The organism is Sphingomonas hylomeconis, from assembly GCF_025370105.1.
GTDB lineage: Bacteria > Pseudomonadota > Alphaproteobacteria > Sphingomonadales > Sphingomonadaceae > Sphingomonas > Sphingomonas hylomeconis.
Genome location: NZ_JANQBK010000008.1, coordinates 60,716 through 86,642, shown reverse-complemented (window position 1 = coordinate 86,642; position 25,927 = coordinate 60,716). Strand labels below are relative to the sequence as shown.

Below are 25,927 nucleotides of genomic sequence, written 5' to 3'. Positions count from 1 at the left end.
GGAGACAGTGGATGTGCGACGAACATACCGCCGACGACAATGCGACCTATCTTGCCGGCCTGTCGCGCCGCCAGTTCGGCGCCGCTGCCGGCGCGGTCGGGCTCGCCATGTTGCTCCCCAGCCCGGCTGATGCCAAGCCGGTCAAGGGCAGGAACGTCACGATCAAGACGCCCGATGGCAGCGCCGACGCCTATTTCGTCGCGCCGACCAGTGGCAGGCACCCCGCCGTGCTCGTCTGGCCGGACATCATGGGCCTGCGCCCGGCATTCCAGCAGATGGCCAACCGGCTTGCCGAATCCGGCTATGCCGTGCTCGTCGTCAATCAATTCTACCGCAGCACCAAGGCGCCGTTCCTCAAGTCCGGCGAGAGCTACGACCAGCCCGAGGTGCGCGCGCGCATCGCGCCGTGGCGCACGGCCCTCACCACAGAGGCCACCACGCGAGATGCGCAAGCCTTTACCACGTTCCTCGATGCGCAGAAATCTGTCGATACCCGCAGGGGCATGGCCAGCACTGGCTATTGCATGGGCGGGCCGATGACGATGATCACCGCGGCGCTGCGCCCGGATCGGATCCGCGCCGGCGCCTCGTTCCACGGCGGCGGGCTGGTCACCGACAAGCCGGACAGTCCGCATTTGATGGCGCCGAAGATGAAGGCGGCCTATCTGTTCGCCATCGCCGAGAATGATGACGCACGCGCCCCGACCGACAAGGACGGGCTGCGCAGCGCTTTCGCCGCGGCCCATCTTCCGGCCGAAATCGAGGTCTATAAGGGCACGATGCACGGCTGGTGCCCGCCCGACAGCAAGGTCTACAACGCCGCGCAGGCCGACCGCGCCTGGGGCCGGATGCTCGCGTTATTTGACAGATCGCTAGCGTAACGACTTGACGCGGCGGCGTCGCATGTTCCACTATTGTTCTCGCAATAGACCTTTGTCGGAGGATGCCCCGTGAGCCTTACCTTCTATACCAATCCGATGTCGCGTGGCCGAATCGCGCGCTGGATGCTCGAGGAAACGGGCGCTCCGTACGAGACGGTGGTGCTGGGCTACGATCCGACCGCGGCAGGATCGATGAAAAGCGCGGACTATCTGGCGATCAACCCGATGGGCAAGGTTCCGGCGATCGTCCACGATGGCAAAGTGGTGACCGAGGGGGCGGCGATCTGCGCCTATCTCGCCGATGCGTTTCCCGCGGCCGGCCTGGCCCCGCCGCCGGCGGACCGGGCGGATTATTATCGCTGGCTGTTCTTCGCCGCCGGCCCGGCCGAGCAGGCGGTGACCAACAAGTCGATGGGCTTCGCGCCGACCACCGAGCAGGGGCGGATGGCAGGCTATGGCAATTTCGATCTGATGGTCGACGTGCTGGAACAGGCGGTGTCGGCGCATGACTATATCGCCGGCGACCGGTTCACCGCGGCGGACGTCTATGCCGGATCGCAGATCGCCTGGGGCAAGCAGTTCGGCTCGCTGCCGCAGCGCGACGCCTTCGACGCCTATCTCGCCCGCATTCTCGCGCGGCCGGCCTATAAGCGTGCCGGCGCGCTCGACGATGCGCTGATCGCCGCGGCGCAAGGCGCGACCGCCGAGGGCTAGGCCGGGCGCGGGGTCAGATCAGCCCCAGCGCCCGCAGGCTGGCATGGCCGCTGGCGCCGATGATGACGTGATCGTGCACCGCGATGTTGAGCCGCTTGCCCGCCTCGGCGATGCTGCGCGTGATCTCGATATCGGCGCGGCTCGGCGCGGGATCGCCGCTCGGATGGTTGTGCACCAGGATGATCGCCGCCGAGCCGAACTCGATCGCGCGGCGGATCACCTCGCGGATATAGACCGCGGCCTGGTCGATCGAGCCCTTGCTCATCACCTCGTCGCGGATCAGCATGTTCTTGGTATTGAGATGCAGCACGCGGAACCGCTCGATCCCGTCATGCGCCATGTCGGCACGCAGATAATCGAGCAGCGCCTGCCAGTTGGCGAGGACCGGCCGGTCGGCGACCGTGGCCTTTACCAGGCGGAGCGCCGCAGCATGGGCGATCTTCAGCGCCGCGATCGAGGTTTCGCCCATGCCGGGAATACGGGCAAGCGCCTGCGCGTCGGCGGTGAGCAGGCCGGCGATGCCGCCGAATTCGTGCAGCAGCGCCTTGGCCAGCGGCTTGGTGTCGCGCCGGGGAATGGCGAGCGCGAGGAGATATTCGATCAGTTCGTGATCGAGCAACGCATCGCCGCCGCCCTCGTTGAGCCGCTGGCGCAGGCGGGCGCGGTGGCCTGTATTGTCGGGCTCGGACTCGCTCATCGCACGGCAGATTATCAACACCCTGCGTTCGCGCAATTGCATGACGCGGCGGGGCCCCTATGCTGGCGGCAGGGCGCGTAGGCCCCTGGGAGTGAATGACGGCGTGACGGCGGACGACGAGCTCGAAGCACGCCCACGCCGCCGCCGCATCCCGCGCCTGGGCCGTGGCGCGCGCATCATCGGCATTCTCGCGCTGCTACTGCTCGTCGCGCTGATCGCGCTGTGGACGCAGCGCAAGCCGATCGCGGCTGGCTATGTGAACCGCTATCTGGCCGGCAAGGGCGTTCCCGCGACGTACGACATCGCCGATCTCGGGCTCGGGCGGCAACGGCTGACCAATGTCGTGCTCGGCGATCCGGCGCGGCCGGACCTGGTGGCGGACTGGATCGAGCTTTCCACCGATATCGGCTTTTCCGGCGCCAGCGTGAACAAGGTGCGCGCCGGCGCGGTGCGGCTGCGCGGGCGATTGGTGAACGGGACGCTCTCGCTCGGTGCGCTCGACAGATTGATGCCGCCGCCCTCGGGCAAGCCGTTCGCGCTGCCGGCGCTGAACGTCGATGTGGCGGACGCGCGGATGCGGCTGGAGACGCCGCAGGGGCTGGTCGGCCTGAAGCTCAGCGGGCGGGGCCAGCTCGATGATGGGTTCTCGGGCAATCTGGCGGCGGTATCGGATCGGCTGACGTCGAACGGCTGCGTGGCGACCGGGGTGGCAGCGGCGATGAAGATCGGCGTGGCCAAGGCGGCGCCCTCGTTCCGCGGGCCGGCACGCGCGGCAATGGTGACGTGCGGGGCGACCCGCGTCGCGGGGATCGGCGCGGACCTGGATGTCGCCCTGAGCGCGGCGCTCGATCGCTGGAACGGCACGGCACGTCTGGCGACGCGCGCAGTGCGGCACCCGCTGGCGCGGACGGAATCGATCGCCGGGCGGGTGTCGTTCGTCGGCACCGCGGCGCAAGCCAAGGGTAGCGTAAAGCTCGATAGCGGCCGGTTCGTCAGTGCCGAGGCGTCGGGCGGACGCGTGGGAATCACCGGCGATTACACGCTCGGGACGCGGCTGGCGCTGGAGCAGGGCGTGATCGATTGGGCGGGCGTAGCGCTGTCGCCGCAACGCCTGGCAGCGGTGGCGCGGCTGGGGACGAGCGCGGCCGGCACGCCGCTCGCGCCGCTCGCCGCGGCGCTGGCGCGGGCCGGCGTGGCGGCGGGCCGGTCGCTCGACGGCGAGGCGCGCTTCGCGGCGAGCAGCGACGGGCCGGTGCGGCTGGGCACGGTGCGGCTCAGCGCCGCCTCCGGCCTGCAGGCGACGCTCGATCGCAGCACGATGCGCTACGATCCGCGCAGCGGTGCGCTGCAGCTGGGCGGTACGCTGTCGCTGCGCGGCGGCGGTTTCCCGTCGGCCGAGGTGACGCTGGCACAGGCGGCCCCCGGCGCGCCGGTGACCGGCGTGGCGCGGCTGCTGCAGCCTTATGCCGCGGACGGCGCGAGCCTGGCGCTGACGCCGCTGCGCTTCAGCGCGACTCCCGGGGGCAATAGCCGCTTCACCACGCAGGTGGCGCTGTCGGGGCCGCTCGGCGACGGGCGTGTCGACGCGCTGGTCCTGCCGCTCGACGGGCTCTGGAACGGGCGTGGCCGCGTGGTGATCAATCCCGATTGCAGCACGATCGGCTTCCAGCGGCTGGCGGTGTCGGGGCTGGTGCTGCGGCCGACGCAGCTGCGGCTGTGCCCGATCAACGGGGCGCTGGTCAGCCTGAACGGAACGCGGTTGAGCGGCGGCGCAGCGATCGCGGCGCCGCGGCTGGTCGGCGCGCTCGGCAGTTCGCCGCTGACCCTGGCGGCGAGCAACGCGCAGCTGCGGCTGTCCGATATGGCGTTCGGGCTCAGCCGTGTCGCGGTGCGGATCGGCGCGCCCGCGCGTGTGACGCGGCTCGATTTCGGCGCGCTCGACGGCAGGATCAGCGGCAGCACGGTCATGGGCAGCTTTGCCGGTGGCGGCGGGCAGATCGGCAACGTGCCGCTGATCCTGTCGGCGGCGGCGGGCACCTGGGGGCTGAAAGGCGGTGTGCTCGACCTGGACGGGGCGATGGCCGTCAGTGACGCGGCACCGGAGCCGCGCTTCAATCCGCTCGCCGCCGAGGGCGTGACGCTCAGGCTGGCGAACGGGCGGATCACCGCGCAGGGCAGGCTGATGACGCCGGGCAGGACCGCGACGGTCGCCACGGTCGATATCGTCCATGATCTGTCGAAAGGCAGCGGCACGGCGGACCTGATCGTCCCCAGCCTGGCCTTTGCCGACAAGGGTCTGCAGCCCGATGATCTGACGCGCCTCACCGTCGGCGTGATCGCCAATGTCGTCGGCACGGTGACGGGCGAGGGGCATATCCGCTGGTCTTCCCAGGCGGTGACCAGCGACGGCGTGTTCCGCACCGGCAACATGGATCTCGCTGCCGCGCTCGGGCCCGTTTCGGGCATCGCGACCGAGATCCGCTTTACCGACCTGCTCGCGCTGCAGAGTGCGCCGGGGCAGGTGGCGACGATCAAGACGATCAACACCGGCATCGTCGTGACCGACGGTGTGATCCGCTATCAGACGCTGCCCGAGGCGCGCGTACGGGTGGAGGAGGGGCGCTGGCCGTTCGCGGGCGGATCGCTGGTGCTCGAGCCGACCTTGCTCGACTTCTCCGCCGCGCAGGAACGGCGCATGACGCTGACCGTGACCGGCATGGAGGCGGCGAAGTTCCTGTCGCAGTTCGAATTCGAGAATCTCGATGCGACCGGCGTGTTCGACGGGCAATTGCCGATGATCTTCGATTCGACCGGCGGGCGGGTCGACAATGGCCGGCTGACGGTGCGGCCGGGCGGCGGGACGATCGCCTATCTCGGCGAGGTGTCGAAGGAGAATCTCGGCTTCTGGGGCAATTACGCGTTCCAGGCGCTCAAATCGTTGCGCTATCGCAGCCTCGATCTGGTCATGAACGGGCCGCTGTCGGGCGAGATGGTGACCGAAGTGCGCTTCGCCGGAGTTAGCCAGGGGGCGGGCACCAAGCGCAATTTCCTGTTCGATCGGCTGCAGCGGCTGCCGCTGGTGTTCAATGTGCGCATCAAGGCGCCGTTCCGCGGTCTGTTCGATTCGGCGCGCTCGTTCTACGATCCCAGCCGGCTGGTCGAGCGCAACCTGCCCGCGCTGATCGAGGAGCGCGATCGCCAGGCCAAGCCGCCACCGGCGACGCCGCCAGCCCCAGCCGCGCCCCCACCCGTTCAGCCTCAAGAAAGCGAGACCGTGCCATGACAGCTTCAGTGATGTGGAGACGAAGCCTCATAGGGGCATTGGGAGCGACCGCGATTGGCGCGAGTTCGGCTTGCGTGAATGTCAGCGCGCCGGACAAGCCGATCGAGATCAATCTCAATATCAACGTGAAGCAGGAAGTCGTATACCGCCTCGATGGTGAGGCGAAATCGACCATCAAAGCGAATCCGGGGATTTTCTGATGACCAAGCAGGGTAAGTTCTGGATCGCGGGCGCGCTGGCGCTTGCCGCGATGTCGACCGCCGCGATCGCGCAGCGCGATCCGGCCTATGCCGCGGCGCGCGCCGCGGGGCAGATCGGCGAGCAGCCCAATGGCTATCTCGGCGTGGTCAGCGGCGGGCCGGCGATCCAGGCGATCGTCGACAAGATCAACATCCAGCGCAAGGCGACCTATGCCGAGAAGGCCGCCGCGGCGGGCGTGACGATCAACGATCAGGGCGTAACCTTCGGCTGCAACCTGATCGCGCAGACCGTGCCGGGCGAGAAATATCGTCTCCCCGGTCCGGGCGCGGGCGGCGCCTGGGCCACGCGGACCTCGGCGCCGCCGACGCGGAGCGATGCCTGCGTTTGAGGTGATTCGGTGCCTACCCCCGTCATCCCGGACTTGGTCCGGGATCCAACGGGCGGCTAGGGAAGGAGCAAGAGGCGATAGCGCAGCGCCTGCGGCACCTTGGATCCCGGACCGAATCCGGGATGACGAGGCGGTGGGGTAAGGCGCGCGCCACTAGAGTTGACTTGGGCGGACCCCTTTCCTAAACGGACCGCGCAACGGGGGCGTCGCTCCCACATTCCCTCGTCGCTGCACCCTCGGTGTGGCGGCGTTTTCTTATCAGGACCTTCCCGCTCTTGTCCGACAATCGCTCCACCGACGACCTCACCAGCCGAATCGCGAAAGCGCGCGGCGGTGAACCGGTGCGTGGCGGCGCGGCCGGTCAGGTCGGCAGGGGCTATTCGCAGGGCGGTCGCGTGCTTGCATTGCTGCTCGGCGCCTTGTTCGGCGGCGGCATCATCGGCTGGGCGATCGACAATTGGTTCGGCACCTCGCCCTGGGGGCTGCTGATCGTTCTGACGCTCGCCATCATCGGCGCGTTCATGAACATCATGAAGATTTCTAAGGAGCGCGCAGAGTGACTGTGGCAGCGAGCGCCGGCAAGATCGACCCGATGGAACAGTTCCTGGTGGAGCCCGTGCTGGGCCGCCACATGGATCTTTTCGGGTATGACGTGTCGTTCACCAATTCGGCCCTGTTCATGGTCGTGGTCTTCGTGCTGCTCGCCCTGTTCATGGTCGGCGGGATGAAGCGCGAGCTGATCCCCGGCCGCTGGCAGGTGATGGCCGAAGGCGCGGTCGGGTTCATCGACAACATGGTCAACGTGAACATCGGCAAGGGCGGCAAGAAGTTCGCGCCGTACATCTTCTCGCTGTTCTTCTTCATCCTGTTCGCGAATCTGGTCGGCGTGATGCCGCTGGCGATCGTGCCGGGGCTGCACACCTTCGCGGTGACCAGCCATATCACCGTCACCGCGGTGCTGGCGTTCTTGTCGTTCGCGATCGTGCTGCTGGTCGGTTTCGCCAAGCACGGCCTGAAGTTCTTCAGCCTGTTCGTGCCGCACGGCACGCCGTGGTGGCTGCTGTGGCTGATCCCGCCGGTCGAATTGCTGTCGTTCATGGTCCGCCCGTTCAGCCTCGCGCTGCGACTGTTCGTCGCGATGACCGCCGGGCATATCCTGCTCGAAGTGTTCGGCAGCTTCGTGGTGCAGGGCTTTTCCAGCGGCGGTCCGCTCGGCTGGATGGTCTCGATCCTCAGCTTCGTGATGATCGTCGGCGTCAGCGCGCTGGAATTGCTGGTCTGCGCGATCCAGGCCTATGTGTTCGCGCTGCTCACCTCGCTCTATCTTCACGACGCGGTGCATCTGCACTAGTCGCCGGTTTCGACAAGTTTCTCATTACCATCTGATTTTCGTAGGAGTTCTGACATGACTGATCTTGGTGCAATGTATCTCGGTGCCGGCCTGGCAGCGATCGGTTGCGGCATTGCGTCGCTCGGCGTGGGCAACGTGTTCGCGAAGTATCTTGAAGGCGCACTGCGCAACCCGAGCGCAGCAGACGGCCAGCAGGGCCGCCTGTTCATCGGCTTCGCCGGTGCCGAGCTTCTGGGCCTGATCGCCTTCGTCGTCGCCATCCTCATCCTCTTCGTCGTTCGCTAAGACGCGAAGAACGAAGGAATAATTCGTCATGCCACAGATTTCCCAAATAGGTGAGATTTACGCGTCGCAGCTGTTCTGGCTCGCGATCGTGTTCGCGCTGATCTATTTCGGGATCGGCAAGGCGATGGTCCCCAAGATCGAGCGCACGATCGACGATCGTGCCGCTCGCGTCGCGGGTGACCTCGATGCCGCGCACCGGGCGAACGAGCGCGCGCAGGGACTGGAGACTGCTTACCAGAGCGGTCTCGACACGGCCCGTGCGCAATCGCTCAAGACCGTCGGCGCGGCCAAGGAACAGGCGCTCGCCTCGACCGAGGCTACGCTGAAGGCCGGCGATGCCGATGCGCAGGACCGGATTGCTGCAGCGGCGACGCGGATCGACCATGCCAAGGCTGCGGCCGAGGCGGAAATCGAAACCGCGACGGTCGATGCGGTGCAGGATATCGTTGCCAAGCTTTCGGGCGTGGTGGTGGATCGTGCCACGATCGAACAGAAAGTAAGGGCGGAACGCGCGCATGGCTGAGGGACACGCAGTGGAAGCGGTCGCCGAAACCGGTGTAGCCGAGCTGCATCATATGCCGACCGCGTTCGGCATTTCGGCGCCGGGCTTCGTCGCCTTGTCGATGCTCGTCGTCATCCTGATCATGCTGTGGCAGAAAGTCCCGGCGCTGATCGGGCGGATGCTCGATGCCAAGATTGCGACGATCCGCCACGATCTCGACGAGGCGGCGGCGTTGCGCGCCGAGGCGGAAGCGCTGCTGGCCAAGGCCGAAGCACGCGACAAGGCGAGCGCCGGCGATGCCGCAGCGATCGTCGCCCATGCCGAGGCGGAAGCGGCAACCCTGATCAGCGACGCCCAGGCGCATGCCGCCGAGCTGGTCGCACGGCGCGGCAAGATGGCCGAGGACAAGATCGGCGCGGCCGAGCGCCTCGCCATCGCCGAAGTACGGGCGCATGCGGCCGAGGCGGCGGCGCGCGCCGCATCGTCGATCATCGCCGAGCGTCACGACGCGGCGGCCGACCAACCGCTGGTCGATCGTACGATTGCCGGCCTGGGACGGCTGAACTAAGCCTCTCCACCGATCGCCGTCACCGCGGTGCAGGCCGCGGCTGCCGGTGTCGGAGCGACGGCATCGCCGACAGGTCCGGCCCGCGCCGGGACGGCGATGTTGATCCAGCGCATTTCGAATCGAAACCAATCGCGCTACGCATCGGATCGCTGGCGAATCGCGCCATCGATCCGGAGAGTGAAGCATGAAATTCGTCGTTCTCGCCGCTGCCCTGCTGCTGCCCGCCGTCGCTTCGGCGCAGACCGCCACCTCCGCCCCGGTCGCGCCGCCCGCCGCCCCGGCCCCAGCGGCATCGACCGCCAAATTCACGCTCGATACGCCGCTCGCCACGATCGTTGCCGATCCTGCGGCCAAGGCGGTGCTCGACCAGGACATGCCGGGCACTACGACGCATCCAATGTTCGAACAGTTCAAGGGCATGTCGCTCAACCAGGTCGCCCCGATGGCGGGCGGCGCGATCACCCCCGAGATGCTGGCCAAGACGTCGGCGGATCTCGCCGCGATCAAGTAACCTCTCCCGACACGCTACCGTCATCCTGACGAAAGTCAGGATCCATCATGCCTCAGTGGCGATCGCTCGTGTGGCGCGATGGATCCTGAATCGAGTTCAGGATGACGGCAGTGTGGGTAGGCAGGCGCACACAACGGCTGGTGCGGCGGGCGTCGAGTCCCTAAATCCCCCGCATGTCCTCGCCCAATGCCCCCGACCGTTTCAACGAAGAGAAATCCACCTTCGCCGTTCGCGGCAGCGGCGATGCGCCCGACCTGGAGGCGGGGGTGGCGGCGATCCGCAACGTGCTCGCCACGCTGCCGACCCGGCCCGGCGTGTACCGGATGCAGGATGCACGCGGCGACGTGCTGTATGTCGGCAAGGCGCGCGCGCTCAAGAACCGCGTGACCAATTACACGCAGGTCGATCGCCTGTCGAAGCGGCTGCAGCGGATGATCGCGCAGACCCGCAGCATGACGATCGTGACGACCAACAACGAGGCCGAGGCGCTGCTGCTCGAGGCGCAGCTGATCAAGCGCTATCGCCCGCCGTACAACGTGCTGTTGCGCGACGATAAGAGCTTTCCGTTCATCCTGCTGCGCTCCGACCACGATTTCCCGCGCATCCAGAAGCATCGCGGCGCCAGGCGGGCGACGGGCAATTATTACGGCCCGTTCGCCAGCGCCGGATCGGTCAACAACACGCTCAACGCGTTGCAGAAGCTGTTCCTGCTGCGCTCGTGCACCGACGGCTTCTTCAAGACGCGCGACCGGCCGTGTCTGCTGTACCAGATCAAGCGCTGCTCGGCGCCGTGCGTCGGCCGGATCTCGAAAGAGGCCTATGCCGAGCTGAACAACGACGCCAAGGCGTTCCTCGGCGGCAAATCGACGCAGGTGCAGGCTAAGCTTGGCGGGCAGATGGAGGCAGCCGCCGCCGCGATGGATTTCGAGCTCGCCGCGATCCTGCGCGATCGGCTGCGCGCGCTCACTTTCATCCAGGGCTCGCAGGCGATCAACGCCGAGGGTGTCGGCGATGCCGACATCTTCGCGCTCGCCAACCAGAACGGCGTGATGGGCATCCAGGCCTTCTTCATCCGCGGCGGGCAGAATTGGGGCCATCGCAGCTTCTTCCCGCAGCACACCAACGAAGTGGGCGAAGCGGACGTGCTGACCAGCTTCCTGATGCAATTCTACGAGGAAGTGCCGCCGCCCAAGGCGATCTTCGTCGATCGCGATCTGCCCGAGGCGGAGCTGCTCGGCGAGGCACTGGGCGGGGCGGTCGGCTACAAGGTCGCGCTGTCGGTGCCGCAGCGGGGCACGCGCAAGCGGCTAATGGAGCAGGCGCAGCGCAACGCGGTCGAGGCGCTCGAGCGGCGGCTGGCGGAAAGCACCACGCAGGCCAAATTGCTGCGCGAAGTCGCCGAGCTGTTCGATCTGGCCGAGCCGCCCGACCGGATCGAGGTGTACGACAACAGCCATATCCAGGGCAGTGCGGCGGTCGGCGCGATGGTCGTCGCCGGGCCGGAAGGATTCCGCAAGGGCCAGTACCGCAAGTTCAACATCAAGCAGGCGCAGACCAACGACGATTTCGGCATGATGCGCGAAGTGTTCCAGCGCCGCTTCGCCCGCGCGCAGGCGGAGGATCCCGATCGCGATTCGGGCGACTGGCCGGATCTCGTGCTGATCGATGGCGGGCGCGGGCAGCTCAACGCGTGCAAGGCGATCCTCGAGGAAATGGGCATCGAGGACGTGTGCCTGGTCGGCATTGCCAAGGGGCCGATGCACGGCCGCGACGGGCGCGAAGTGTTCCATATGCTCGACGGGCGCGAGTTCCAGCTGCCGGTCAACGCGCCGGTGCTGTTCTACCTGCAGCGGCTGCGCGACGAGGTGCACCGCTTCGTCATCGGCGCGCATCGCGACAAGCGCAGCAAGGCGATCGGCGCGAGCCCGCTGGACGAGGTGCCGGGCATCGGGCCGGCGCGGAAGAAGGCGCTGCTGATGCATTTCGGCACCGGGCGGGCGGTGCGCAATGCCAGCCTGGCGGATCTGCAGCAGGCGCCCGGCGTGTCGGCGGCAGTCGCGCAGCAAGTGTATGATTTCTACCACGGGCGGTGAGCCCATCCCAAACCGTCATCCTGACGAAAGTCAGGATCCATCGCGCCTCATCGGTGCTCGGACATGGGGCGCGATGGAACCTGAAACGAGTGCAGGTTGACGGTGCGTGGGGCCGGGCGATTGCCGGTTGCTACACGCCGAGCCTGCGCTAGACTGACCCCCGATTTACGGGGGTAAGTGCATGGTTCGGCTTATTTTGTTCACCACGCTCGTGGTGGTGGCGGGCGGCACCGCGCAGGCGGGGGACAAGCCGCTTTATGCCCCGGCGCCGGCCTGGGTGAAGCCGGCCCCGGCAATCGACGCCGCCAAGCTATCTGCCGATGCGCCGATCTTCCTGATCATGGACAGCCAGCAGCGGCTGCAGGACGGCGAAGTGGCGAGCTATTCGGCGCAGGCCGCGCGTATCTCCTCGCCGCAGATGCTCGATGCGTTCGGCACGGTGAAGCTGCCCTGGCAGCCCGACAAGGGCGATCTGACCATCCACAGCGCGGAGATCATCCGCGGCACCGAGCATATCGATCTGCTGAAAGGCGGCGATCGGTTCTCGGTGCTGCGCCGCGAGGAACAGCTCGAACAGCGCATGATGAACGGCATGCTCACCGCGACGATGGCGGTCGAGGGATTGCGCGTCGGCGATGTGCTGTACCTGGCCTATAGCCAGACGCAGAAGGACATGACGCTGCAGGGCAATGTGCAGGCCTTCGCGCAATTGCCCGCCGATCCGGTGCGTGCCGCCTTTGGCCGCGTGCGGCTGCTCTGGCCGCAGGGCCAGGACGTGCGCTGGAAGGTCAGCGCCGCCGCGCCCGTGCCGCAGGTGACGACGGCGGGCGGGTATCGCGAACTGACGATGACCGTGCCGCTGGCCAAGCAGCCCGACATGCCCGGCGATGCGCCGCCGCGGTTCACCCGCCTGCCGCTGATCGAGGCGACCAGCTTCACCGATTGGAGCGGGATTTCGAAGATCATGGCGCCGCTCTATGCGCACGAGGGGCTGATCGCGGCGAACAGCCCGCTGGCCGGCGAAGTGGCTAAGATCGCCGCCGCGGAGCAGGATCCGCTGAAGCGCGCCGCGCTCGCGCTGCAGCTGGTTCAGGAAAAGGTCCGGTACCTGTTCAAGGGCATGGATAACGGCAATTACGTGCCGCAGGCGCCGACCCAGACCTGGGCGGCGCGCTATGGCGATTGCAAGGCAAAGACGCTGCTGCTGCTCGCCATCCTCGCCGATCTCGGCATCGAGGCGGAGCCGGTGCTGGCCAATAGCCAGCTCGGCGACTGGGTGCCGGAACGCCTGCCGACCCCCGGCGCGTTCGATCACGTGCTGGTGCGCGCGACGGTCGCCGGCGAATCGCTGTGGCTCGACGGCACGGGCAGCGGCACGCTGCTCGCCGATATCCGTGATACGCCGCCGTTCCGCACCGTGCTGCCGCTCCGCCCGGCGGGGGCCGCGCTGATCCCGCTGGCGATGCGCGCCAGCGCGCGACCCGAGATCACCGCCGACCTGCAGCGCGACGAATCCGCCGGGCTCAATCTGCCCGCGCCGTTCACCCTGTCGGTGACGATGCGGGGGCCGCTGGCACAGACGCTGCGCGGTGTGCAGGGCCAGATCGGCAAGGAGCAATTGGCCGCGATGGCATCGCAGATGGCCGCGCCGTTCGTTGGTTCGGGCGCGACGATCGTGACGCGCGGCATCCGCTTCGACGACGCTGCCGGCACCGCGACGGTGACCGCGGGCGGCATCGCCTATCCGAGCTGGGAGCGCGAGAACGAACGCTATCGCACGACGCTGGATCCGGCGCTGAACGAGCTGAGCTTCGATCCGGATCGGCACCGTGCAGCGTGGCGGGATATCCCGGTCTCGACGGGCAATCCCGAGCATTATGTCATGCACCTGCGCGTGCGTCTGCCCGATGGCGGCAAGGGCTTCGCGCTGGAGGGGCCGCCGACCATGGCCGATACGCTGGTCGGCAAGCGGATCGAGCGCAGCACCTCGCTGGCCGATGGCGCCATCACCAGCGATATCCGGCAGATTTCGAGCGGTGCCGAAATCCCCGTCGCCGAGATCGGCGTGGCGCGGCAGAAACTGGCGCAGGCCAAGCAGCACATGCTGCGCGCCGTCGCGCCTGCAGCCTATCCGCCGGAGTGGCAGACGGTGCAGGCCGGCCGCCAGGCCAAGGCGTTCGATCCGATCCTGGCGCTGTACAAACAGGGCATCGCCGACCAGCCGGACAAGGCGGAGGGATTTACCAACCGGGCGTGGTTCTACGAACGGATCTACGATCGGACCGCGGCGATCGCGGATATCGGCCGGGCGATCGCGATCGAGCCGACGGTCAGCTCCTATCTGTGGCGCGCGCGGCTGTATCGCACGCTCGGCGACAAGCAGAAGGCGCTCGCCGATATCATGGCCGCGCGCACGATCGATCCCGGTTCGAGTGATGCGATCGGGCAGTTGGCCGAGCTCTATGTCGACACCGGCGCGAAGGACAAGGCACTGGCGCTGGTTGACGCGCGGATCGACGAAGGCGGCAAGGACAAGACCGGGTTCATGCAGAGCAAGGCCGAACTGCTCGGCCGGCTGGGCGATAAGGACGCGGCGATCAGGACGATCGACGCGGCGATCGCCGAGTCGCCGGGCAATCCCGAACTGCTCAACGGCCGCTGCTGGCTGAAGGGCACGATGAACGTGATGCTCGATACCGCGCTCAAGGATTGCACCAAGGCGATCGCGCTCAGCGATTCATCGGAAAAGGTGCTCGACAGCCGCGCGATGGTCTATTTCCGTCTCAACCAGTTCGACGATGCGCTGGCCGATCTCGATGCCGCACTGGATCAGTCGCCCGGCCTCGCCGCGAGCCTGTACATGCGCGGCGTGATCCACAAGAAGCAGGGCGACAGTAAGGCGGCGGCGCTCGATCTGGCGGCGGCGCGGATGATCGCGCCGCTGATCGACGAGCGCTATGGGCAATACGGTATCGTGCCCTGACCCGCGACATCGTTCGGCAAATCTTCACCTCGCACCGGCTATGCCGCCGGCATGACTCCCGTGCTCCTGACCGTCGATACCGAACTGGCCTGGCGGCATCACGCCGCCGGGCTCGATCCGGCCGCCTTGTTCGATCGTTCGATCGAGCCGGCCGGGGTGGGCATCGCCTATCAGCTGGCGGTGCTGGCGCGGCACCGGTTGAAGGCATGCTTTTTCGTCGATCCGCTGCCCGCCTTATTGTTCGGCCCGGCGCCGATGCAGCGCGTGGTGGAGGCGATTCTGGCTGCGGGGCAGGAGGTGCAACTGCATCTCCATCCCAACTGGACCGGCGCCACCGCCGGGGATCGCGGCGCCAGCCATGGTAGGTTCGAGCTGATCGATTTCAGCCAGAACGAGCAGCGCGACCTGATCGCCCGCGCGCGCGACCTGCTCGTCGCGGCGGGCGCACCGCTGCCGGTGGCGTTTCGCGCCGGCAGCTATAGCGCGAACGACGCGACGCTGCGCGCGCTGGCCGCGCTCGGCTTTCGCTACGACAGCAGCCATAACGGCGCGGAACATCCCTGGCCGAGCGCGATCGGCCTGCCCGCCACGCAGATCGCGCCGGTGCGGCACGAGGGGCTGATCGAGGTACCGGTGACGCTGATCCACGATCGTCCCGGGCGCGCGCGCAATTTCCAGATCTGCGCGCTGTCCGGCGGCGAGATGGCGGCGGCGCTCGATCATGCAGCGGCGCAGGGGCACGCCGCGGTGACGATCGTCAGCCACAGTTTCGAGCTCGCCAACCGTGCCGGCACGCGGCGCAACAACGTGCATGTGCGGCGGTTCGAGGCGCTGTGCGCCTTGCTTGCGACGCGCCGCGCCGTGCTGCCGACGGCGCATTTCGCCGATGTCGATCTGGCGCTCGACCAGGTCGACGTGCCGCTCGCGCCCAGCGCATTGCGTACCGGCTGGCGCTATGCCGAGCAGGCCTGGTCCAACCTGATCGAGGAACGCGCGCGATGAACGCGGTGAGCCTGCCGCTCAAATTCCAGATCGGCGCGCGCACCGTGGCGTCGATCCGGCGGCACTTGCAGCGTGTGCCGCTCGATCTCGCCGCGGTGATCGCCGGTGCCGTGCCGGCGCTGCCGCCGCTCGATGCCGCCGCGCACGGCTATCACATCACCTCGCTGCCGGAGGACCGGCTGGCCGCGATCAGCGCGGCGCGTCCGGGGATGATCGCCTTCGTGCGGCAGCGCTACACGCGCTATTTCGCGGACCTGACGCTCGGCTATGAGGCCTATCTCGCGACCATGTCGTCGAACACGCGCTCGTCGCTCAAGCGCAAGGCGAAGAAGGTCGCGGCCACATCGGGCGGCGCGCTCGACGTGCGGCGCTTCCGCACGCCGGCGGAGATGACCGCGTTCCACACGGTCGCGCGGCAAATCTCAGCGACGACCTATCAGGAGAAATTGCTCGGCGCCGGCCTGCCGGCCGATGCCGCGTTCGTGCAGCGCATGGCGGCGCTGGCGGCGGCGGACGCGGTGCGCGGCTGGCTGCTCTATGTCGGCGAAGCGCCGGCCGCCTATCTCTATTGCCCGATCGAGGCGGGCACGGTGCGCTACGATTATCTCGGCCATGATCCCGCGTTCAACGATCTGTCGCCGGGCGGGGTGCTGCAGCTCGAGGCGATGCGCGACCTCTGCGGCGCGCCGGGGCTGGCGCGGTTCGATTTCACCGAGGGCGAGGGGCAGCATAAACGGCAGTTCTCCACCGGCGGCGTGGCCTGCGTCGACGTGCTGCTGCTGCGCGCGAGCCCCGGCAACCGGCTGACGATGCTCGCGCTGGCGACGTTCGATCGGGGCACGGCGCTGGCGAAGCGCGGCGTACAGCGCTTCGGCCTGGGGGATTGGGCGAAGAAGATCCGGCGGGCTTAACCCCTTTCCCATCAGGAGAGGGAGCGCGCAGCGGGGCCCTCCCTCTCCCGGTGGGAGCGGTGTAAGGGGCTCCCATGCAGCTCCGCGCCGAAGCCCTGATCCTCGCCGTCCGCCAGCATGGCGAGCATGGCGCCATCGTGCGCGCGCTGACCGCCGAGCACGGACTGCAGGCGGGCTATGTCCGCGGCGGGCGCTCGCGGCGCATCCGTCCGATCCTGCAGCCGGGCAATCTCGTGCTTGGCGACTGGCGCGCGCGCACCGACGACCAGCTTGCCGGCCTGACGCTGGAGCTGATCCGCAGCCGTGCACCGCTCTATGCCGAGCCGCTGCCCGCCGCCGCGCTCGAATGGGTCACTGCGCTCACCGCCACTGCGCTGCCCGAGGCGCAGCCCTATGTGCGCGTGCACGGCGCGCTGACCGGCGTGATCGGCGCGATCGAGGCGGCGCCGGCGGCGCGCGGCTGGGCGGTGGCGCTGGCGCGGTTCGAACTGCTGCTGCTGGCCGAGCTTGGCTATGGGCTGGAGAGCGACGACCTGCCCGATATCCTGCGCACCGGCGGCGAGGCCGGATGGCCCGATATTCTCGCCGCGCTCAAGGTGACGGGGGCGGCGCTGGAGACGGATATCCTCGTCGATCGCCGTCGCGATACGCTCAGCGCGCGCGCGCGGCTGATCGAGCGGCTGAAAAGGGCAGTTGCGTGAGGCGAAGCGGGGCGGCAAAGGCTCGGCGAGCTCGTTTTTCCGGGAAATTTCCATGCCGCTGATCGCAATCCTCGCCGGAGACGGCATCGGGCCCGAAGTCACTGCCGAGGCGCGCCGCGTGCTCGATGCACTGTCGCTGGACCTGACGTTCGAGGAGGCTCTGGTCGGCGGCGCGGCTTATCATGCCACCGGGCACCCGCTGCCGCCCGAGACGCTCGATCTCGCCCGGCGTGCCGATGCGATCCTGTTCGGCGCGGTCGGCGATCCGTCGTGCGACACGCTCGAACGCGCGCTGCGCCCGGAACAGGCGATCCTCGGGCTGCGCAAGGAACTAACGCTGTTCGCTAATCTACGCCCGGCAAAGCTGTTCCCTGGCCTGGAAGACGCCTCCGCGCTGCGCCCCGAAGTCGCCGCGGCGATCGACATGGTGATCGTGCGCGAACTGAACGGCGACGTCTATTTCGGCGAGAAGGGCATGCGCACGACGCCTGCCGGCCTGCGCGAAGGCTATGACGTGATGAGTTACGACGAGGCGGAAGTGACGCGCATCGCGCATCTCGGCTTCCAGACCGCGGCTAAGCGCGGCGGGAAATTGTGCTCGGTCGACAAGGCCAATGTGCTTGAGACCTCGCAGCTGTGGCGCGACGTGGTGATCGAGCTTTCCGCGCAATATCCGCAGGTTGCGCTCAGCCACATGTATGTCGATAATTGCGCGATGCAGCTGGTGCGCAATCCCGGACAGTTCGACGTGATCGTCACCGGCAATCTGTTCGGTGATATCCTGTCCGATCAGGCGAGCATGTGCGCCGGCTCGATCGGCATGCTGCCGTCCGCCTCGCTCGATAGCGCGGGCAAGGGACTGTACGAGCCGATCCACGGCAGCGCGCCCGATATTGCCGGTCAGGGCAAGGCCAATCCCTGCGCGACGATCCTGTCAGCAGCGATGATGCTGCGCCATTCGCTGGGCAATCCGGGCGCGGCGGACCGGATCGAAGCGGCGGTCGGCAAGGCGCTGATCGGCGGCGCGCGCACGCCGGATCTCGGCGGCACGCTGTCGACCGTGGCGATGGGCGATGCGGTGCTCGCCCACCTATGAGCCTGCTCGAGCTGGCGATCGTCATCCCGACGTTCAACGAATCCGCCAACGTGCCGACCCTGGTGGCGAAGCTGGAAGCGGCGCTCGCCGGGCGGCGCTGGGAGGCGATCTTCGTCGACGACGACAGCCCCGACGGCACGGCGGATATCGCCCGGGAAATCGCGCGTAGCGATCCCCGCGTGCGGGTGATCCAGCGCATCGGCCGGCGCGGTCTGTCCTCGGCGTGCATCGAGGGCATGTGCGCCACCGCCGCGCCGGTCGTCGCGGTGATCGACGGCGATCTGCAGCATGACGAGACGATCCTGCCGGCGATGCTCGATGCGCTGCAGGCCGATGCAACGCTCGATGTCGCGATCGGGTCGCGCTTCGTGCCCGGCGGCGGCACCGGCGAGTGGGACAGCGACCGCGTCGCCAAATCCGCCTTCGCCACCAAGCTCGCGCGCGGCGTGCTGAAGGCCGAGCTAAAGGATCCGATGAGCGGCTTCTTCATGATCCGCAGTGCGATCGTCCGCGATCTGACGCACGACATGTCGGCGATCGGCTTCAAGATCCTGCTCGACATCATGACGACCAGCAAGCGGCCGCTCAAGTTCCGCGAATTCCCCTATACGTTCCGCGTCCGCACCGAGGGCGAGAGCAAGCTCGATCATGTCGTGGCGATGGAATTCCTGATCGCGCTGTACGATCGCATGTTCGGCCATGTCGTGCCGGTGCGTTTCGCGATGTTCTCGGCGATCGGGCTGCTTGGCCTGGGCATCCACATGGCGGTGCTCAGCACGCTGTTCCTGGGGCTCGAGACGAGCTTCCGGCTTGGCGTGATCGTCGCCACCGGGGTGGCCATGACGTTCAACTTCCTGCTCAACAATGCGCTGACTTACCGCGAGCTGCGGCTCAAGGGCGCGAAGGGCCTGTTCGGCGGCTGGGTGTCGTTCTGCCTGGTCTGCTCGGTCGGTGCGATCGCCAATGTCGGCGTGGCGGAATTCCTCCACGACGTGCAGCGCCACGAATGGGCGATCTCGGCGGCGATCGGCGTCGCGGTGGGCGCGGTGTGGAACTATGCCGTGTCGTCGCGCTTCGTCTGGGGGCGCTATTGATGACCCGCTATGTTGCCGCCGATGCGGTCGCCACGGCGCGGCGCGCGGGCGAGATCAAGCTCTACGGGCCCGAGGCGTTTGCCGGCATGCACCGCGCCGGGCAGGTTGCCGCCGCCGCGCTCGATGCGCTGACCGATCAGGTGGTGCCGGGCGTCAGCACGCAGGCGCTGGACGATCTCGCGCGCGATGCGATCGTCGCGGCGGGTGCGGTGCCGGCCAATGTCGGCTATCGCGGCTATGCCCATACCAGCTGCATCTCGATCAACCAGGTCGTGTGCCACGGCATTCCGGGCGCGCGCACGCTGAAGGACGGCGACATCGTCAACATCGATCTCACCGCGATCGTCGATGGCTGGCACGGCGATACCAGCCGCATGTACCTGGTCGGCGAGGTGGCGCTCAAGGCGCGGCGGCTGGTCGACCTGACCTATGACTGCCTGATGCTCGGCATCGCCGCGGCCCGGCCGGGCAACCGGCTCGGCGATATCGGTCACGCGATCCAGCGCCATGCCGAAAAGCATCGCTACGGCGTGGTGCGCGATTTCGTCGGCCACGGCGTCGGGCTGGTCTATCACGACACGCCGGACGTGCCGCATTACGGCAGGCCCGGCACCGGCCCCGAGCTCCGCCCCGGCATGATCTTCACGATCGAACCGATGATCAATATCGGCAAGCCCGAGGTGAAGATGCTCGACGACGACTGGACCGCGGTGACGCGCGATCGCTCGCTGTCGGCGCAGTTCGAACATTCGATCGGCATCACCGAGCAGGGCTGCGAGATCTTCACCACCAGCCCCAAAGGCCTGCACCGCCCGCCCTACGCCTGAGTGGTTTGCCCGATCCTCACGCCCAGCTCGGCAGCCACATCCAGTATTTGAATGCCGGCGGCCCGGGCAGCGCGGCAGCCGATATGATCGGGTAGAAATAGACGAACAGCACGGCCGCGACGGCAAGATAGGCGTCGTCCCAATGCTTGCGGCGCGCGGGCCAGCGCTGCGCCGCCGCGCCGAGCGCGAGGCTCAGCCAGATCGTCGAGGGATAGTAATAATAGAAGAAGCCGAGCGATTTGGGGATGATCGCCCAGATCAGCAGCGACGCGCCCCACAGGCCGGCAATGCCGAGCAGCGTCCAGGCACGGGTCCTGAGGCCAGTCCAGCCGCACCAGGCGACCGCGATCAGCCCGCCCCACAGGATCGCCGGATTGCCGAGCAGCAGCACGCCGCGCTGCGCCCCGTCGGCCGGTTCGTAGAGGTACCAGATCGGGCGGATCATCAGCGGCCAGCTCCACCAGCTCGACTGATAGGGATGCGGCGGCAGGATCTGCGTCTGTTGCAGGTACATGGTCTGCTGGAACGGAATCAGCCCGGCCAGCGTCATCGGTTCGGACGCGTAGAAGAAGGCCGGCGCGAAGGTCAGGCAATAGCTCGCCACACTGACCGCGCCGAGCAGCGCGAGCGCCGGCAGCGTGCCCAGCCCGTGCCAATGCCGCGGCGCGCCGCGGTCGCGCCAGCGCAGCGCGAGGAAGCCGAGCGCGACCCAGGCGACATAGGGCGCGGCGGCCCATTTCACCCCGACCGCGAGCCCGAGCAGCACGCTGCCCAGGATCCATTGCCGCCATACGCGGCCGGGCGGGGCATAAGCGGCGTGCAGCAGGGCGAGCAGCGCCAGCACGAGAAACGCGGCCATGAAGCCGTCGAGCATCCCGATCCGCGCCTGGATGAACACGGTGAAGTTGAGCATCGTGAACAGCGCGCCGAACACCGCGGTGCGCGTGTTGTGGAACAGCACCCACAGGATCCCGAACACGCCCAGCACCACCGCGGTGGCGGCGAGCGTCGAGGGCAGGCGCCAACCGAACTGGTTGTCGCCGAACGCCCAGATGCCGGCCGCGATCAGCGTCTTGCCGAGCAGCGGATGCTCGATATTGGCGGGGCCGAGCAGGGCCAGCAGCTTGCGCGCGGCGGGCACGTAATGCACTTCGTCGAACATCAGGATGCTCGGGCGCGCGATGTTCAGCGTGAACAGGAATTGCGCGGCGGCGCCGATCAGCGTCGCGGGCAGGATCGGGCGGTTGGGTGCAGGCGCGACGGGCATCGATTCTCGTTACAGCCTTGCAGCCCGCTTCGTCACCCGGCAAAGCGTGGGCCATGAAACGCCGCACCGGACAGAACCGCGAGATCACCAACCAGTGGCGCCCCGCCACGCAGGCCGTGCGCGGCGGCACCGCGCGCAGCGAATTCGGCGAAACGTCCGAAGCGTTGTTCCTGACCTCGGGCTATAGCTACGATTGCGCCGCCGATGCCGCCGCGCGCTTCGCCGGCGAGCAGGAGGGCATGACCTATTCGCGCCTGCAGAACCCGACGGTGCAGATGCTGGAAGACCGTATCGCGCTGATGGAAGGCGCCGAGGCGTGCCGCACCATGGCCACCGGCATGGCGGCGATGACCGCGGTGCTGCTGTGCCAGTTGCAGCAGGGCGATCATCTGGTCGGCGGGCGCGCCGCGTTCGGCTCGTGCCGCTGGCTGACCGATACGCTGCTGCCCAAGTTCGGAATCGAGACGACGATCGTCGATGCGCGCGACCCGCAGGCGTTTGCGGACGCGGTGCGCCCCAACACCAAGGTGTTCTTCTTCGAGACCCCGGCCAATCCGACGATGGACGTCGTGGATCTGCAGGCGGTGTGCGACATCGCCAAGCGCCACGGCATCACCAGCGTGGTCGACAATGCCTTCGCCACCGCGGCGCTGCAGCGGCCGATGGATTTCGGCGCCGACGTCACCGCCTATAGCGCGACCAAGATGATGGACGGGCAGGGCCGCGTGCTGGCCGGCGCGGTGTGCGGCACCAGCGCCTTCATCAACGATGTGCTGCTGCCGTTCACGCGCAACACCGGGCCGACCCTTAGCGCGTTCAACGCCTGGGTGGTGCTGAAGGGGCTGGAGACGCTCGACCTGCGCATCAAGCGCCAGAGCGAGAACAGCCTGAAGGTCGGCGCATTCCTCGAAAAGCGCGTCCCGCGCATATTGCACCCGGGCTTGGCGAGCCACCCGCAGCACGATCTGGCGATGCGCCAAATGGATGCCTGCGGGCCGATCTTCGCGTTCGAAGTCGCCGGCGGCCGCGCCCAGGCGCACGGCCTGCTCGACGCGCTCGAACTGGTCGATATCTCCAACAATATCGGCGATTCGCGCTCGCTGATGACGCATCCTGCCTCGACCACGCATTACGGCGTGGCGGAAGAGAAACGGATCGAGATGGGCGTGACGGAAAATCTGTTGCGGCTCAACGTCGGGCTGGAAGATCCGCTGGACGTGATCACGGATCTGGATCAGGCGCTGACCAAGGTCGGGCTGTGAATCACGTTCACGCTTCCGTCGCACACCGCCCCGGCGGAAGCCGGGGCCCAGTTGTGGAACAGACGTCGGCGGGCGTTGCGCACCGATACAGCAACCTTCGCGACTGGGCCCCGGCGTTCGCCGGGGTGGTGCTTGCCGCGGGACGCAGCTCATGAAGGCCCTCTTCCCCAACGTTGCCGAGACGCGGGGGATCATCGTGCGTGTGTCGGTCAGCTATCTGCCCGAACAGTCCGAGCCGCAGCGCGGGCGCTGGTTCTGGTCCTATCATGTGCGGCTCGAGAATGAGGGGCCGCAGGCGGTGCAGTTGCTGACCCGTCACTGGGTGATCACCGACGGGCGCGGCGCACGGCATTCGGTCGAGGGCGAGGGCGTGATCGGCGAACAGCCCATGATCGCGCCGGGTGCGAGCTTTGATTATGTCTCGGGCTGTCCGCTCGCCACGCCGACCGGGCAGATGCAGGGCAGCTATCATATGGTCGACGAGGACGGCGCGGGGTTCGATGTCGCGATTCCGCGCTTCGCCCTGCTCGCGCCGGCGGTGGGGGCGTGAAACGCACGCACCTTCCGCTCAACGGGCTGCGCGTGCTCGACGCCGCGGCGCGCCACCTGTCCTTCACCCGCGCCGCGGACGAGCTTGCCGTCACGCCGGCCGCGGTCGGCCAGCAGATCCGCGCGCTGGAGGATACGCTCGGCGTCGTGCTGTTCCGCCGCACGACCAAGGGGCTGGAACTGACCCCGGAGGGCGCCGCCGGGCTCGGCGCGCTGCGCCAGGGTTTCCTCGAATTCGAGGAAGCGGTGCGCGCGATGCAGGCCGGGCAGACGTCGAAATCGCTGACCATCGCCGCGCCGCGCGACTTTACCGAGAAATGGCTGATGCCGCGGCTCGCCGAAATCGCGCGCGCCGATGGCGAACTGCGCTTTGCCCTGGTCTCGGCCGACGAGGATGTGGACTTTACCGAGGCCAATCTCGATCTGGCGATCCGCTGGGGCGACGGGCCCGGCGCGCATGAAGGCGAGGCGCTCGAATCCGAGGGGCTGGTGACGGTCGAGCGGCCGGGCGGGGGCGTCGACACGCATATTTCCTGGCCCGGCTGCCTCAAGGAGGAAGCGGTGTCGCTGGTGCGCGTCGGCGATGCCGGGTTGGCGCTCGACGCCGCCGCCGAAGGGCTGGGCCGTGCCACCGTGCCGGAACTGCTCGCCGCGATCGATCTTGCCGCGGGGCGCGTGGTCAGGGTGGGTGACGCGCAGCCGTCCGCCAAGGGCTATTGGCTGGTCGCGCCGCTGCCGCAATGGCGCCAGAAGAAGGTCAAGGCGCTGGTCGAGGCGCTGGCCACGTCGTGAGCGCGACGTTCGAGAGCGCGCGCTTACGCATGCGCCCGACGCAGATCGACGATGCCGAGGCGCTGCACCAGGCCTATTGCGACCCCCATTTGATGCAATGGTGGTCGAGCGGCCCGCACGCCGACGTTGCCGAAACGCATGCCTATCTGGCACAGCGCCTGGACCAGGCCGGCGCGCGCGGCTGGACGATCACGCGGCAGGCCGACGATGTCGCGATCGGCACGCTGTGGGCCGGTGCGAAGCGGCCGGGGGTGAGCGAGATCGGCTATATGCTGGTGCGTTCGGCCTGGGGCCAGGGCTATGCTCAGGAGGCGGTGACGCGGCTGATCGACCTGCTGCTGCGCGAGGAAGGCCAGCGCCGCATCTTCGCCGATACCGATCCCGACAATAGCGCCTCGAACCGCCTGCTGGCGCGTCTTGGCTTTGTGCAGGAGGGGCGGCTGCGCGGCGAATGGGAAACGCATATCGGCGTGCGCGATTCCTTCATCTGGGGCCTGCTCGCCGACGATTGGATCAAACGATGACCCCGCCCGACCTCACCGACCCCACGCAGCGCGCCGCATATAGCCGCGAACTCGCCGCAATCGCTCGCCCGCTCAGGCTGACCGGCGTCGCCTTCCTGCTCGTCGGCGCGGCGCTGGCGGTCGCGCGGCGGCTATGGCTGCCCGAACTACCGACATTGGTGCCGATCGCCGCGCTGGCGCTGGGCGTGCTCAACATGCTGGCGGCGATGGCGATGCGCACGATCTATCACGCGCGGCGGATGAAGCGCGACTGACCGGCGCCTAACTCGTCAGATCGATCATCTCGATGCGCGTCTCGGGATCGCGCGAGCGGATGCGGGATCCCAATTTGACGCTCCAGAACGCCGTGAATGTATAGCGCTCCACCCGCTGCATCCCCGATCTGGCGGATTTCGGCGTAAAGGGCGCATAGCGCCGGCCGATCAGCGCCGTTTTCACGGGTTCGACCCAATGTCCAGACAGACTGGGGCTCTCGCGCAGGATTTCAATGTCGCTGACCTTGCCATCGGTGCCGATCCAAAAGCCGATATCGACCCATTGTTTGTCGACGTTGCTCGTCAATACGCGATTGACCGTGGTGACCAGCGGGCCGCTCCCTGGCAGTCGATCCGGCACCAGCGGCGGCGCGTATAACAATATCGGCGTCGTCTCGGCATTGGCCTTCAAGCTATCGACCAAGCGATCGACCTGGGTCATGTCGCCGCGCCGCGCCGCCGCGCGTGCCAGCATGACCTTCGCTGCACCGGAAAATCGCGCGAATTTGGGGTCGGTCAGGTCAGCAAGCGCCGCGAGTTCGCGATCGGCCGCTTCGCGATAGATCACGTCCTGCTCGGCGAGCGAAGCAAATAGGTTGGCGATGCGCAACTGCGCGTAGCTTGCCGTTTGTCCCAGATCGTATTTTTGGGCCCGTTCGATGACCGAGCGATAGATGCGAACCGCGGTATTGACGTTGCCGATTTTCGCCTGGCTGTCTCCGACAGCGATCCGTGCATCTAGGATACGAGAGTCGCTTTCGGGCAGCCCGGCCTTGAGGGTCGCCACCACGTCGCGCGTACTAGAGAGGTAGCTCGCCTTCTCCCCGAGATGGACTGCCACGCGCGATTGCGCGCGCATGAGATCCGATACGTCGACCGGCAGGGTCGCCGCATACTTCTTGTTGCGTCGGATCGATGCCAGCAAGGTCGTTCGCGCAGTTTTGTAATCGCCTGCCACGAAAGCATTCTCGGCATGTGCCAGGCTTGCGTCGATATCCTCCTTGGGTGGACACTGGCGGGCCAGACAGTCACGCAACAATGCTTCGGTGCGTTCCAGCGGCATCGCCGTGACGATGATGTCGCGCTGCGCGGGCGGCGGCGATTGCTGCTGCGCCAGGGCGGGAATCGGCAGCGTCGACAGTGCCGATAAAAGAATTCCGCGAATCACCATCGCTCAACTCCCGCATGCGC

27 protein-coding genes are annotated in these 25,927 nt (G+C 67.6%); 24 read left to right on the top strand and 3 right to left on the bottom strand.

Annotated features, from left to right (window positions below; genetic code table 11):
• The first annotated feature begins 11 nt into the window (after positions 1-11).
• Positions 12-881: a dienelactone hydrolase family protein gene (locus NV401_RS11300; protein WP_261294529.1), complete on the top strand. Its 870-nt coding sequence runs from the start codon at positions 12-14 to the stop codon at positions 879-881.
• A gap of 69 nt (positions 882-950) precedes the next feature.
• The gene (locus tag NV401_RS11295; RefSeq protein WP_261294528.1) at positions 951-1,595 is read left to right on the top strand and encodes a glutathione S-transferase family protein; all 645 of its coding nucleotides are present in this window, start codon (positions 951-953) and stop codon (positions 1,593-1,595) included.
• A 13-nt stretch (positions 1,596-1,608) separates the two neighbouring features.
• Here the strand turns inward: NV401_RS11295 and radC are convergent, their stop codons facing one another.
• Positions 1,609-2,292 (bottom strand): RadC family protein, encoded by a 684-nt coding sequence (gene radC, locus NV401_RS11290; protein ID WP_261294527.1) that lies wholly within the window; start codon positions 2,290-2,292, stop codon positions 1,609-1,611.
• 103 nt (positions 2,293-2,395) lie between these two features.
• Between radC and NV401_RS11285 the strand changes: the two genes are divergently transcribed.
• From NV401_RS11285 to map, 17 genes are all read left to right on the top strand, one after another.
• Complete coding sequence (locus NV401_RS11285) at positions 2,396-5,575, top strand: YdbH domain-containing protein (protein ID WP_261294526.1); 3,180 nt, start codon at positions 2,396-2,398, stop codon at positions 5,573-5,575.
• Positions 5,572-5,775: a YnbE family lipoprotein gene (locus tag NV401_RS11280; RefSeq protein WP_261294525.1), complete on the top strand. Its 204-nt coding sequence runs from the start codon at positions 5,572-5,574 to the stop codon at positions 5,773-5,775. Before NV401_RS11285 ends, NV401_RS11280 begins: the two co-directional genes overlap by 4 nt.
• Positions 5,775-6,164 carry a YdbL family protein gene (locus NV401_RS11275; RefSeq protein WP_261294524.1) on the top strand — a complete coding sequence of 130 codons (390 nt, stop codon included), beginning with the start codon at positions 5,775-5,777 and terminating at the stop codon, positions 6,162-6,164. The genes NV401_RS11280 and NV401_RS11275 overlap by 1 nt, the downstream gene beginning before the upstream one ends.
• A gap of 275 nt (positions 6,165-6,439) precedes the next feature.
• Entirely contained in the window at positions 6,440-6,724 is a 285-nt protein-coding gene (locus NV401_RS11270; protein ID WP_261294523.1) for an AtpZ/AtpI family protein, read from the top strand.
• A gap of 2 nt (positions 6,725-6,726) precedes the next feature.
• Positions 6,727-7,515, top strand: coding sequence for a F0F1 ATP synthase subunit A (locus NV401_RS11265; RefSeq protein WP_261294649.1), 789 nt, complete (start codon positions 6,727-6,729; stop codon positions 7,513-7,515).
• A 72-nt stretch (positions 7,516-7,587) separates the two neighbouring features.
• Positions 7,588-7,800, top strand: a complete 213-nt coding sequence (locus NV401_RS11260) for a F0F1 ATP synthase subunit C (RefSeq protein ID WP_260600460.1) — start codon at positions 7,588-7,590, stop codon at positions 7,798-7,800.
• A 28-nt stretch (positions 7,801-7,828) separates the two neighbouring features.
• Positions 7,829-8,323, top strand: coding sequence for a F0F1 ATP synthase subunit B family protein (locus NV401_RS11255; protein ID WP_261294522.1), 495 nt, complete (start codon positions 7,829-7,831; stop codon positions 8,321-8,323).
• A complete protein-coding gene (locus NV401_RS11250; RefSeq protein WP_261294521.1) occupies positions 8,316-8,870 on the top strand; it encodes a F0F1 ATP synthase subunit B family protein in 555 nt (184 codons plus the stop codon). The genes NV401_RS11255 and NV401_RS11250 overlap by 8 nt, the downstream gene beginning before the upstream one ends.
• Positions 8,871-9,054: 184 nt before the next feature.
• Positions 9,055-9,381: a hypothetical protein gene (locus NV401_RS11245; protein ID WP_261294520.1), complete on the top strand. Its 327-nt coding sequence runs from the start codon at positions 9,055-9,057 to the stop codon at positions 9,379-9,381.
• A gap of 173 nt (positions 9,382-9,554) precedes the next feature.
• Positions 9,555-11,474 (top strand): excinuclease ABC subunit UvrC, encoded by a 1,920-nt coding sequence (gene uvrC, locus NV401_RS11240; protein WP_261294519.1) that lies wholly within the window; start codon positions 9,555-9,557, stop codon positions 11,472-11,474.
• Between the two features lie 181 nt (positions 11,475-11,655).
• Positions 11,656-14,457 (top strand): DUF3857 domain-containing protein, encoded by a 2,802-nt coding sequence (locus tag NV401_RS11235; RefSeq protein WP_261294518.1) that lies wholly within the window; start codon positions 11,656-11,658, stop codon positions 14,455-14,457.
• Between the two features lie 51 nt (positions 14,458-14,508).
• Complete coding sequence (locus NV401_RS11230) at positions 14,509-15,459, top strand: polysaccharide deacetylase family protein (protein WP_261294517.1); 951 nt, start codon at positions 14,509-14,511, stop codon at positions 15,457-15,459.
• Positions 15,456-16,370, top strand: a complete 915-nt coding sequence (locus NV401_RS11225) for a GNAT family N-acetyltransferase (RefSeq protein WP_261294516.1) — start codon at positions 15,456-15,458, stop codon at positions 16,368-16,370. The genes NV401_RS11230 and NV401_RS11225 overlap by 4 nt, the downstream gene beginning before the upstream one ends.
• A gap of 74 nt (positions 16,371-16,444) precedes the next feature.
• The gene (recO, locus tag NV401_RS11220; protein WP_261294515.1) at positions 16,445-17,071 is read left to right on the top strand and encodes a DNA repair protein RecO; all 627 of its coding nucleotides are present in this window, start codon (positions 16,445-16,447) and stop codon (positions 17,069-17,071) included.
• Between the two features lie 52 nt (positions 17,072-17,123).
• Positions 17,124-18,167 carry a 3-isopropylmalate dehydrogenase gene (leuB, locus tag NV401_RS11215; protein WP_261294514.1) on the top strand — a complete coding sequence of 348 codons (1,044 nt, stop codon included), beginning with the start codon at positions 17,124-17,126 and terminating at the stop codon, positions 18,165-18,167.
• Complete coding sequence (locus NV401_RS11210) at positions 18,164-19,261, top strand: glycosyltransferase (RefSeq protein ID WP_261294513.1); 1,098 nt, start codon at positions 18,164-18,166, stop codon at positions 19,259-19,261. The genes leuB and NV401_RS11210 overlap by 4 nt, the downstream gene beginning before the upstream one ends.
• Positions 19,261-20,088, top strand: coding sequence for a type I methionyl aminopeptidase (gene map / locus NV401_RS11205; RefSeq protein ID WP_261294512.1), 828 nt, complete (start codon positions 19,261-19,263; stop codon positions 20,086-20,088). Before NV401_RS11210 ends, map begins: the two co-directional genes overlap by 1 nt.
• Positions 20,089-20,104: 16 nt before the next feature.
• On the opposite strand, the gene NV401_RS11200 is transcribed toward map, so the two are convergent.
• On the bottom strand, positions 20,105-21,355 hold the full coding sequence (locus NV401_RS11200) for a glycosyltransferase family 39 protein (RefSeq protein WP_261294511.1): 1,251 nt from the start codon (positions 21,353-21,355) through the stop codon (positions 20,105-20,107).
• Between the two features lie 53 nt (positions 21,356-21,408).
• Here NV401_RS11200 and NV401_RS11195 point away from each other — a divergent pair, with 53 nt between their 5' ends.
• The 5 genes from NV401_RS11195 to NV401_RS11175 all read left to right on the top strand — a co-directional run bounded on the left by NV401_RS11195 (position 21,409) and on the right by NV401_RS11175 (position 24,736).
• Entirely contained in the window at positions 21,409-22,617 is a 1,209-nt protein-coding gene (locus tag NV401_RS11195; protein ID WP_261294510.1) for a trans-sulfuration enzyme family protein, read from the top strand.
• A gap of 151 nt (positions 22,618-22,768) precedes the next feature.
• Positions 22,769-23,167, top strand: coding sequence for a Co2+/Mg2+ efflux protein ApaG (gene apaG, locus NV401_RS11190; RefSeq protein WP_261294509.1), 399 nt, complete (start codon positions 22,769-22,771; stop codon positions 23,165-23,167).
• Positions 23,164-23,958 carry a LysR family transcriptional regulator gene (locus NV401_RS11185; protein ID WP_261294508.1) on the top strand — a complete coding sequence of 265 codons (795 nt, stop codon included), beginning with the start codon at positions 23,164-23,166 and terminating at the stop codon, positions 23,956-23,958. Before apaG ends, NV401_RS11185 begins: the two co-directional genes overlap by 4 nt.
• Entirely contained in the window at positions 23,955-24,482 is a 528-nt protein-coding gene (locus NV401_RS11180) for a GNAT family N-acetyltransferase (RefSeq protein ID WP_261294507.1), read from the top strand. Before NV401_RS11185 ends, NV401_RS11180 begins: the two co-directional genes overlap by 4 nt.
• Complete coding sequence (locus tag NV401_RS11175) at positions 24,479-24,736, top strand: hypothetical protein (RefSeq protein ID WP_261294506.1); 258 nt, start codon at positions 24,479-24,481, stop codon at positions 24,734-24,736. The genes NV401_RS11180 and NV401_RS11175 overlap by 4 nt, the downstream gene beginning before the upstream one ends.
• Positions 24,737-24,743: 7 nt before the next feature.
• Here the strand turns inward: NV401_RS11175 and NV401_RS11170 are convergent, their stop codons facing one another.
• Complete coding sequence (locus NV401_RS11170; RefSeq protein ID WP_261294505.1) at positions 24,744-25,907, bottom strand: protein kinase family protein; 1,164 nt, start codon at positions 25,905-25,907, stop codon at positions 24,744-24,746.
• Between the last annotated feature and the right edge of the window lie 20 nt (positions 25,908-25,927).

Excerpts from the sequence above, each read along its gene's own strand:
- NV401_RS11210 (WP_261294513.1), top strand. The coding sequence starts at position 18,164 with ATGAGCCTGCTCGAGCTGGCGATCGTCATCCCGACGTTCAACGAATCC.
- NV401_RS11300 (WP_261294529.1), top strand. The coding sequence starts at position 12 with ATGTGCGACGAACATACCGCCGACGACAATGCGACCTATCTTGCCGGC.
- NV401_RS11230 (WP_261294517.1), top strand. The coding sequence starts at position 14,509 with ATGACTCCCGTGCTCCTGACCGTCGATACCGAACTGGCCTGGCGGCAT.
- NV401_RS11225 (WP_261294516.1), top strand. The coding sequence starts at position 15,456 with ATGAACGCGGTGAGCCTGCCGCTCAAATTCCAGATCGGCGCGCGCACC.
- leuB (WP_261294514.1), top strand. The coding sequence starts at position 17,124 with ATGCCGCTGATCGCAATCCTCGCCGGAGACGGCATCGGGCCCGAAGTC.
- NV401_RS11275 (WP_261294524.1), top strand. The coding sequence starts at position 5,775 with ATGACCAAGCAGGGTAAGTTCTGGATCGCGGGCGCGCTGGCGCTTGCC.
- NV401_RS11175 (WP_261294506.1), top strand. The coding sequence starts at position 24,479 with ATGACCCCGCCCGACCTCACCGACCCCACGCAGCGCGCCGCATATAGC.
- NV401_RS11235 (WP_261294518.1), top strand. The coding sequence starts at position 11,656 with ATGGTTCGGCTTATTTTGTTCACCACGCTCGTGGTGGTGGCGGGCGGC.
- NV401_RS11255 (WP_261294522.1), top strand. The coding sequence starts at position 7,829 with ATGCCACAGATTTCCCAAATAGGTGAGATTTACGCGTCGCAGCTGTTC.
- NV401_RS11200 (WP_261294511.1), bottom strand. The coding sequence starts at position 21,355 with ATGCCCGTCGCGCCTGCACCCAACCGCCCGATCCTGCCCGCGACGCTG.
- recO (WP_261294515.1), top strand. The coding sequence starts at position 16,445 with ATGCAGCTCCGCGCCGAAGCCCTGATCCTCGCCGTCCGCCAGCATGGC.
- NV401_RS11250 (WP_261294521.1), top strand. The coding sequence starts at position 8,316 with ATGGCTGAGGGACACGCAGTGGAAGCGGTCGCCGAAACCGGTGTAGCC.
- uvrC (WP_261294519.1), top strand. The coding sequence starts at position 9,555 with ATGTCCTCGCCCAATGCCCCCGACCGTTTCAACGAAGAGAAATCCACC.
- NV401_RS11245 (WP_261294520.1), top strand. The coding sequence starts at position 9,055 with ATGAAATTCGTCGTTCTCGCCGCTGCCCTGCTGCTGCCCGCCGTCGCT.
- map (WP_261294512.1), top strand. The coding sequence starts at position 19,261 with ATGACCCGCTATGTTGCCGCCGATGCGGTCGCCACGGCGCGGCGCGCG.
- NV401_RS11260 (WP_260600460.1), top strand. The coding sequence starts at position 7,588 with ATGTATCTCGGTGCCGGCCTGGCAGCGATCGGTTGCGGCATTGCGTCG.
- apaG (WP_261294509.1), top strand. The coding sequence starts at position 22,769 with ATGAAGGCCCTCTTCCCCAACGTTGCCGAGACGCGGGGGATCATCGTG.
- NV401_RS11280 (WP_261294525.1), top strand. The coding sequence starts at position 5,572 with ATGACAGCTTCAGTGATGTGGAGACGAAGCCTCATAGGGGCATTGGGA.
- NV401_RS11170 (WP_261294505.1), bottom strand. The coding sequence starts at position 25,907 with ATGGTGATTCGCGGAATTCTTTTATCGGCACTGTCGACGCTGCCGATT.
- NV401_RS11195 (WP_261294510.1), top strand. The coding sequence starts at position 21,409 with ATGAAACGCCGCACCGGACAGAACCGCGAGATCACCAACCAGTGGCGC.
- radC (WP_261294527.1), bottom strand. The coding sequence starts at position 2,292 with ATGAGCGAGTCCGAGCCCGACAATACAGGCCACCGCGCCCGCCTGCGC.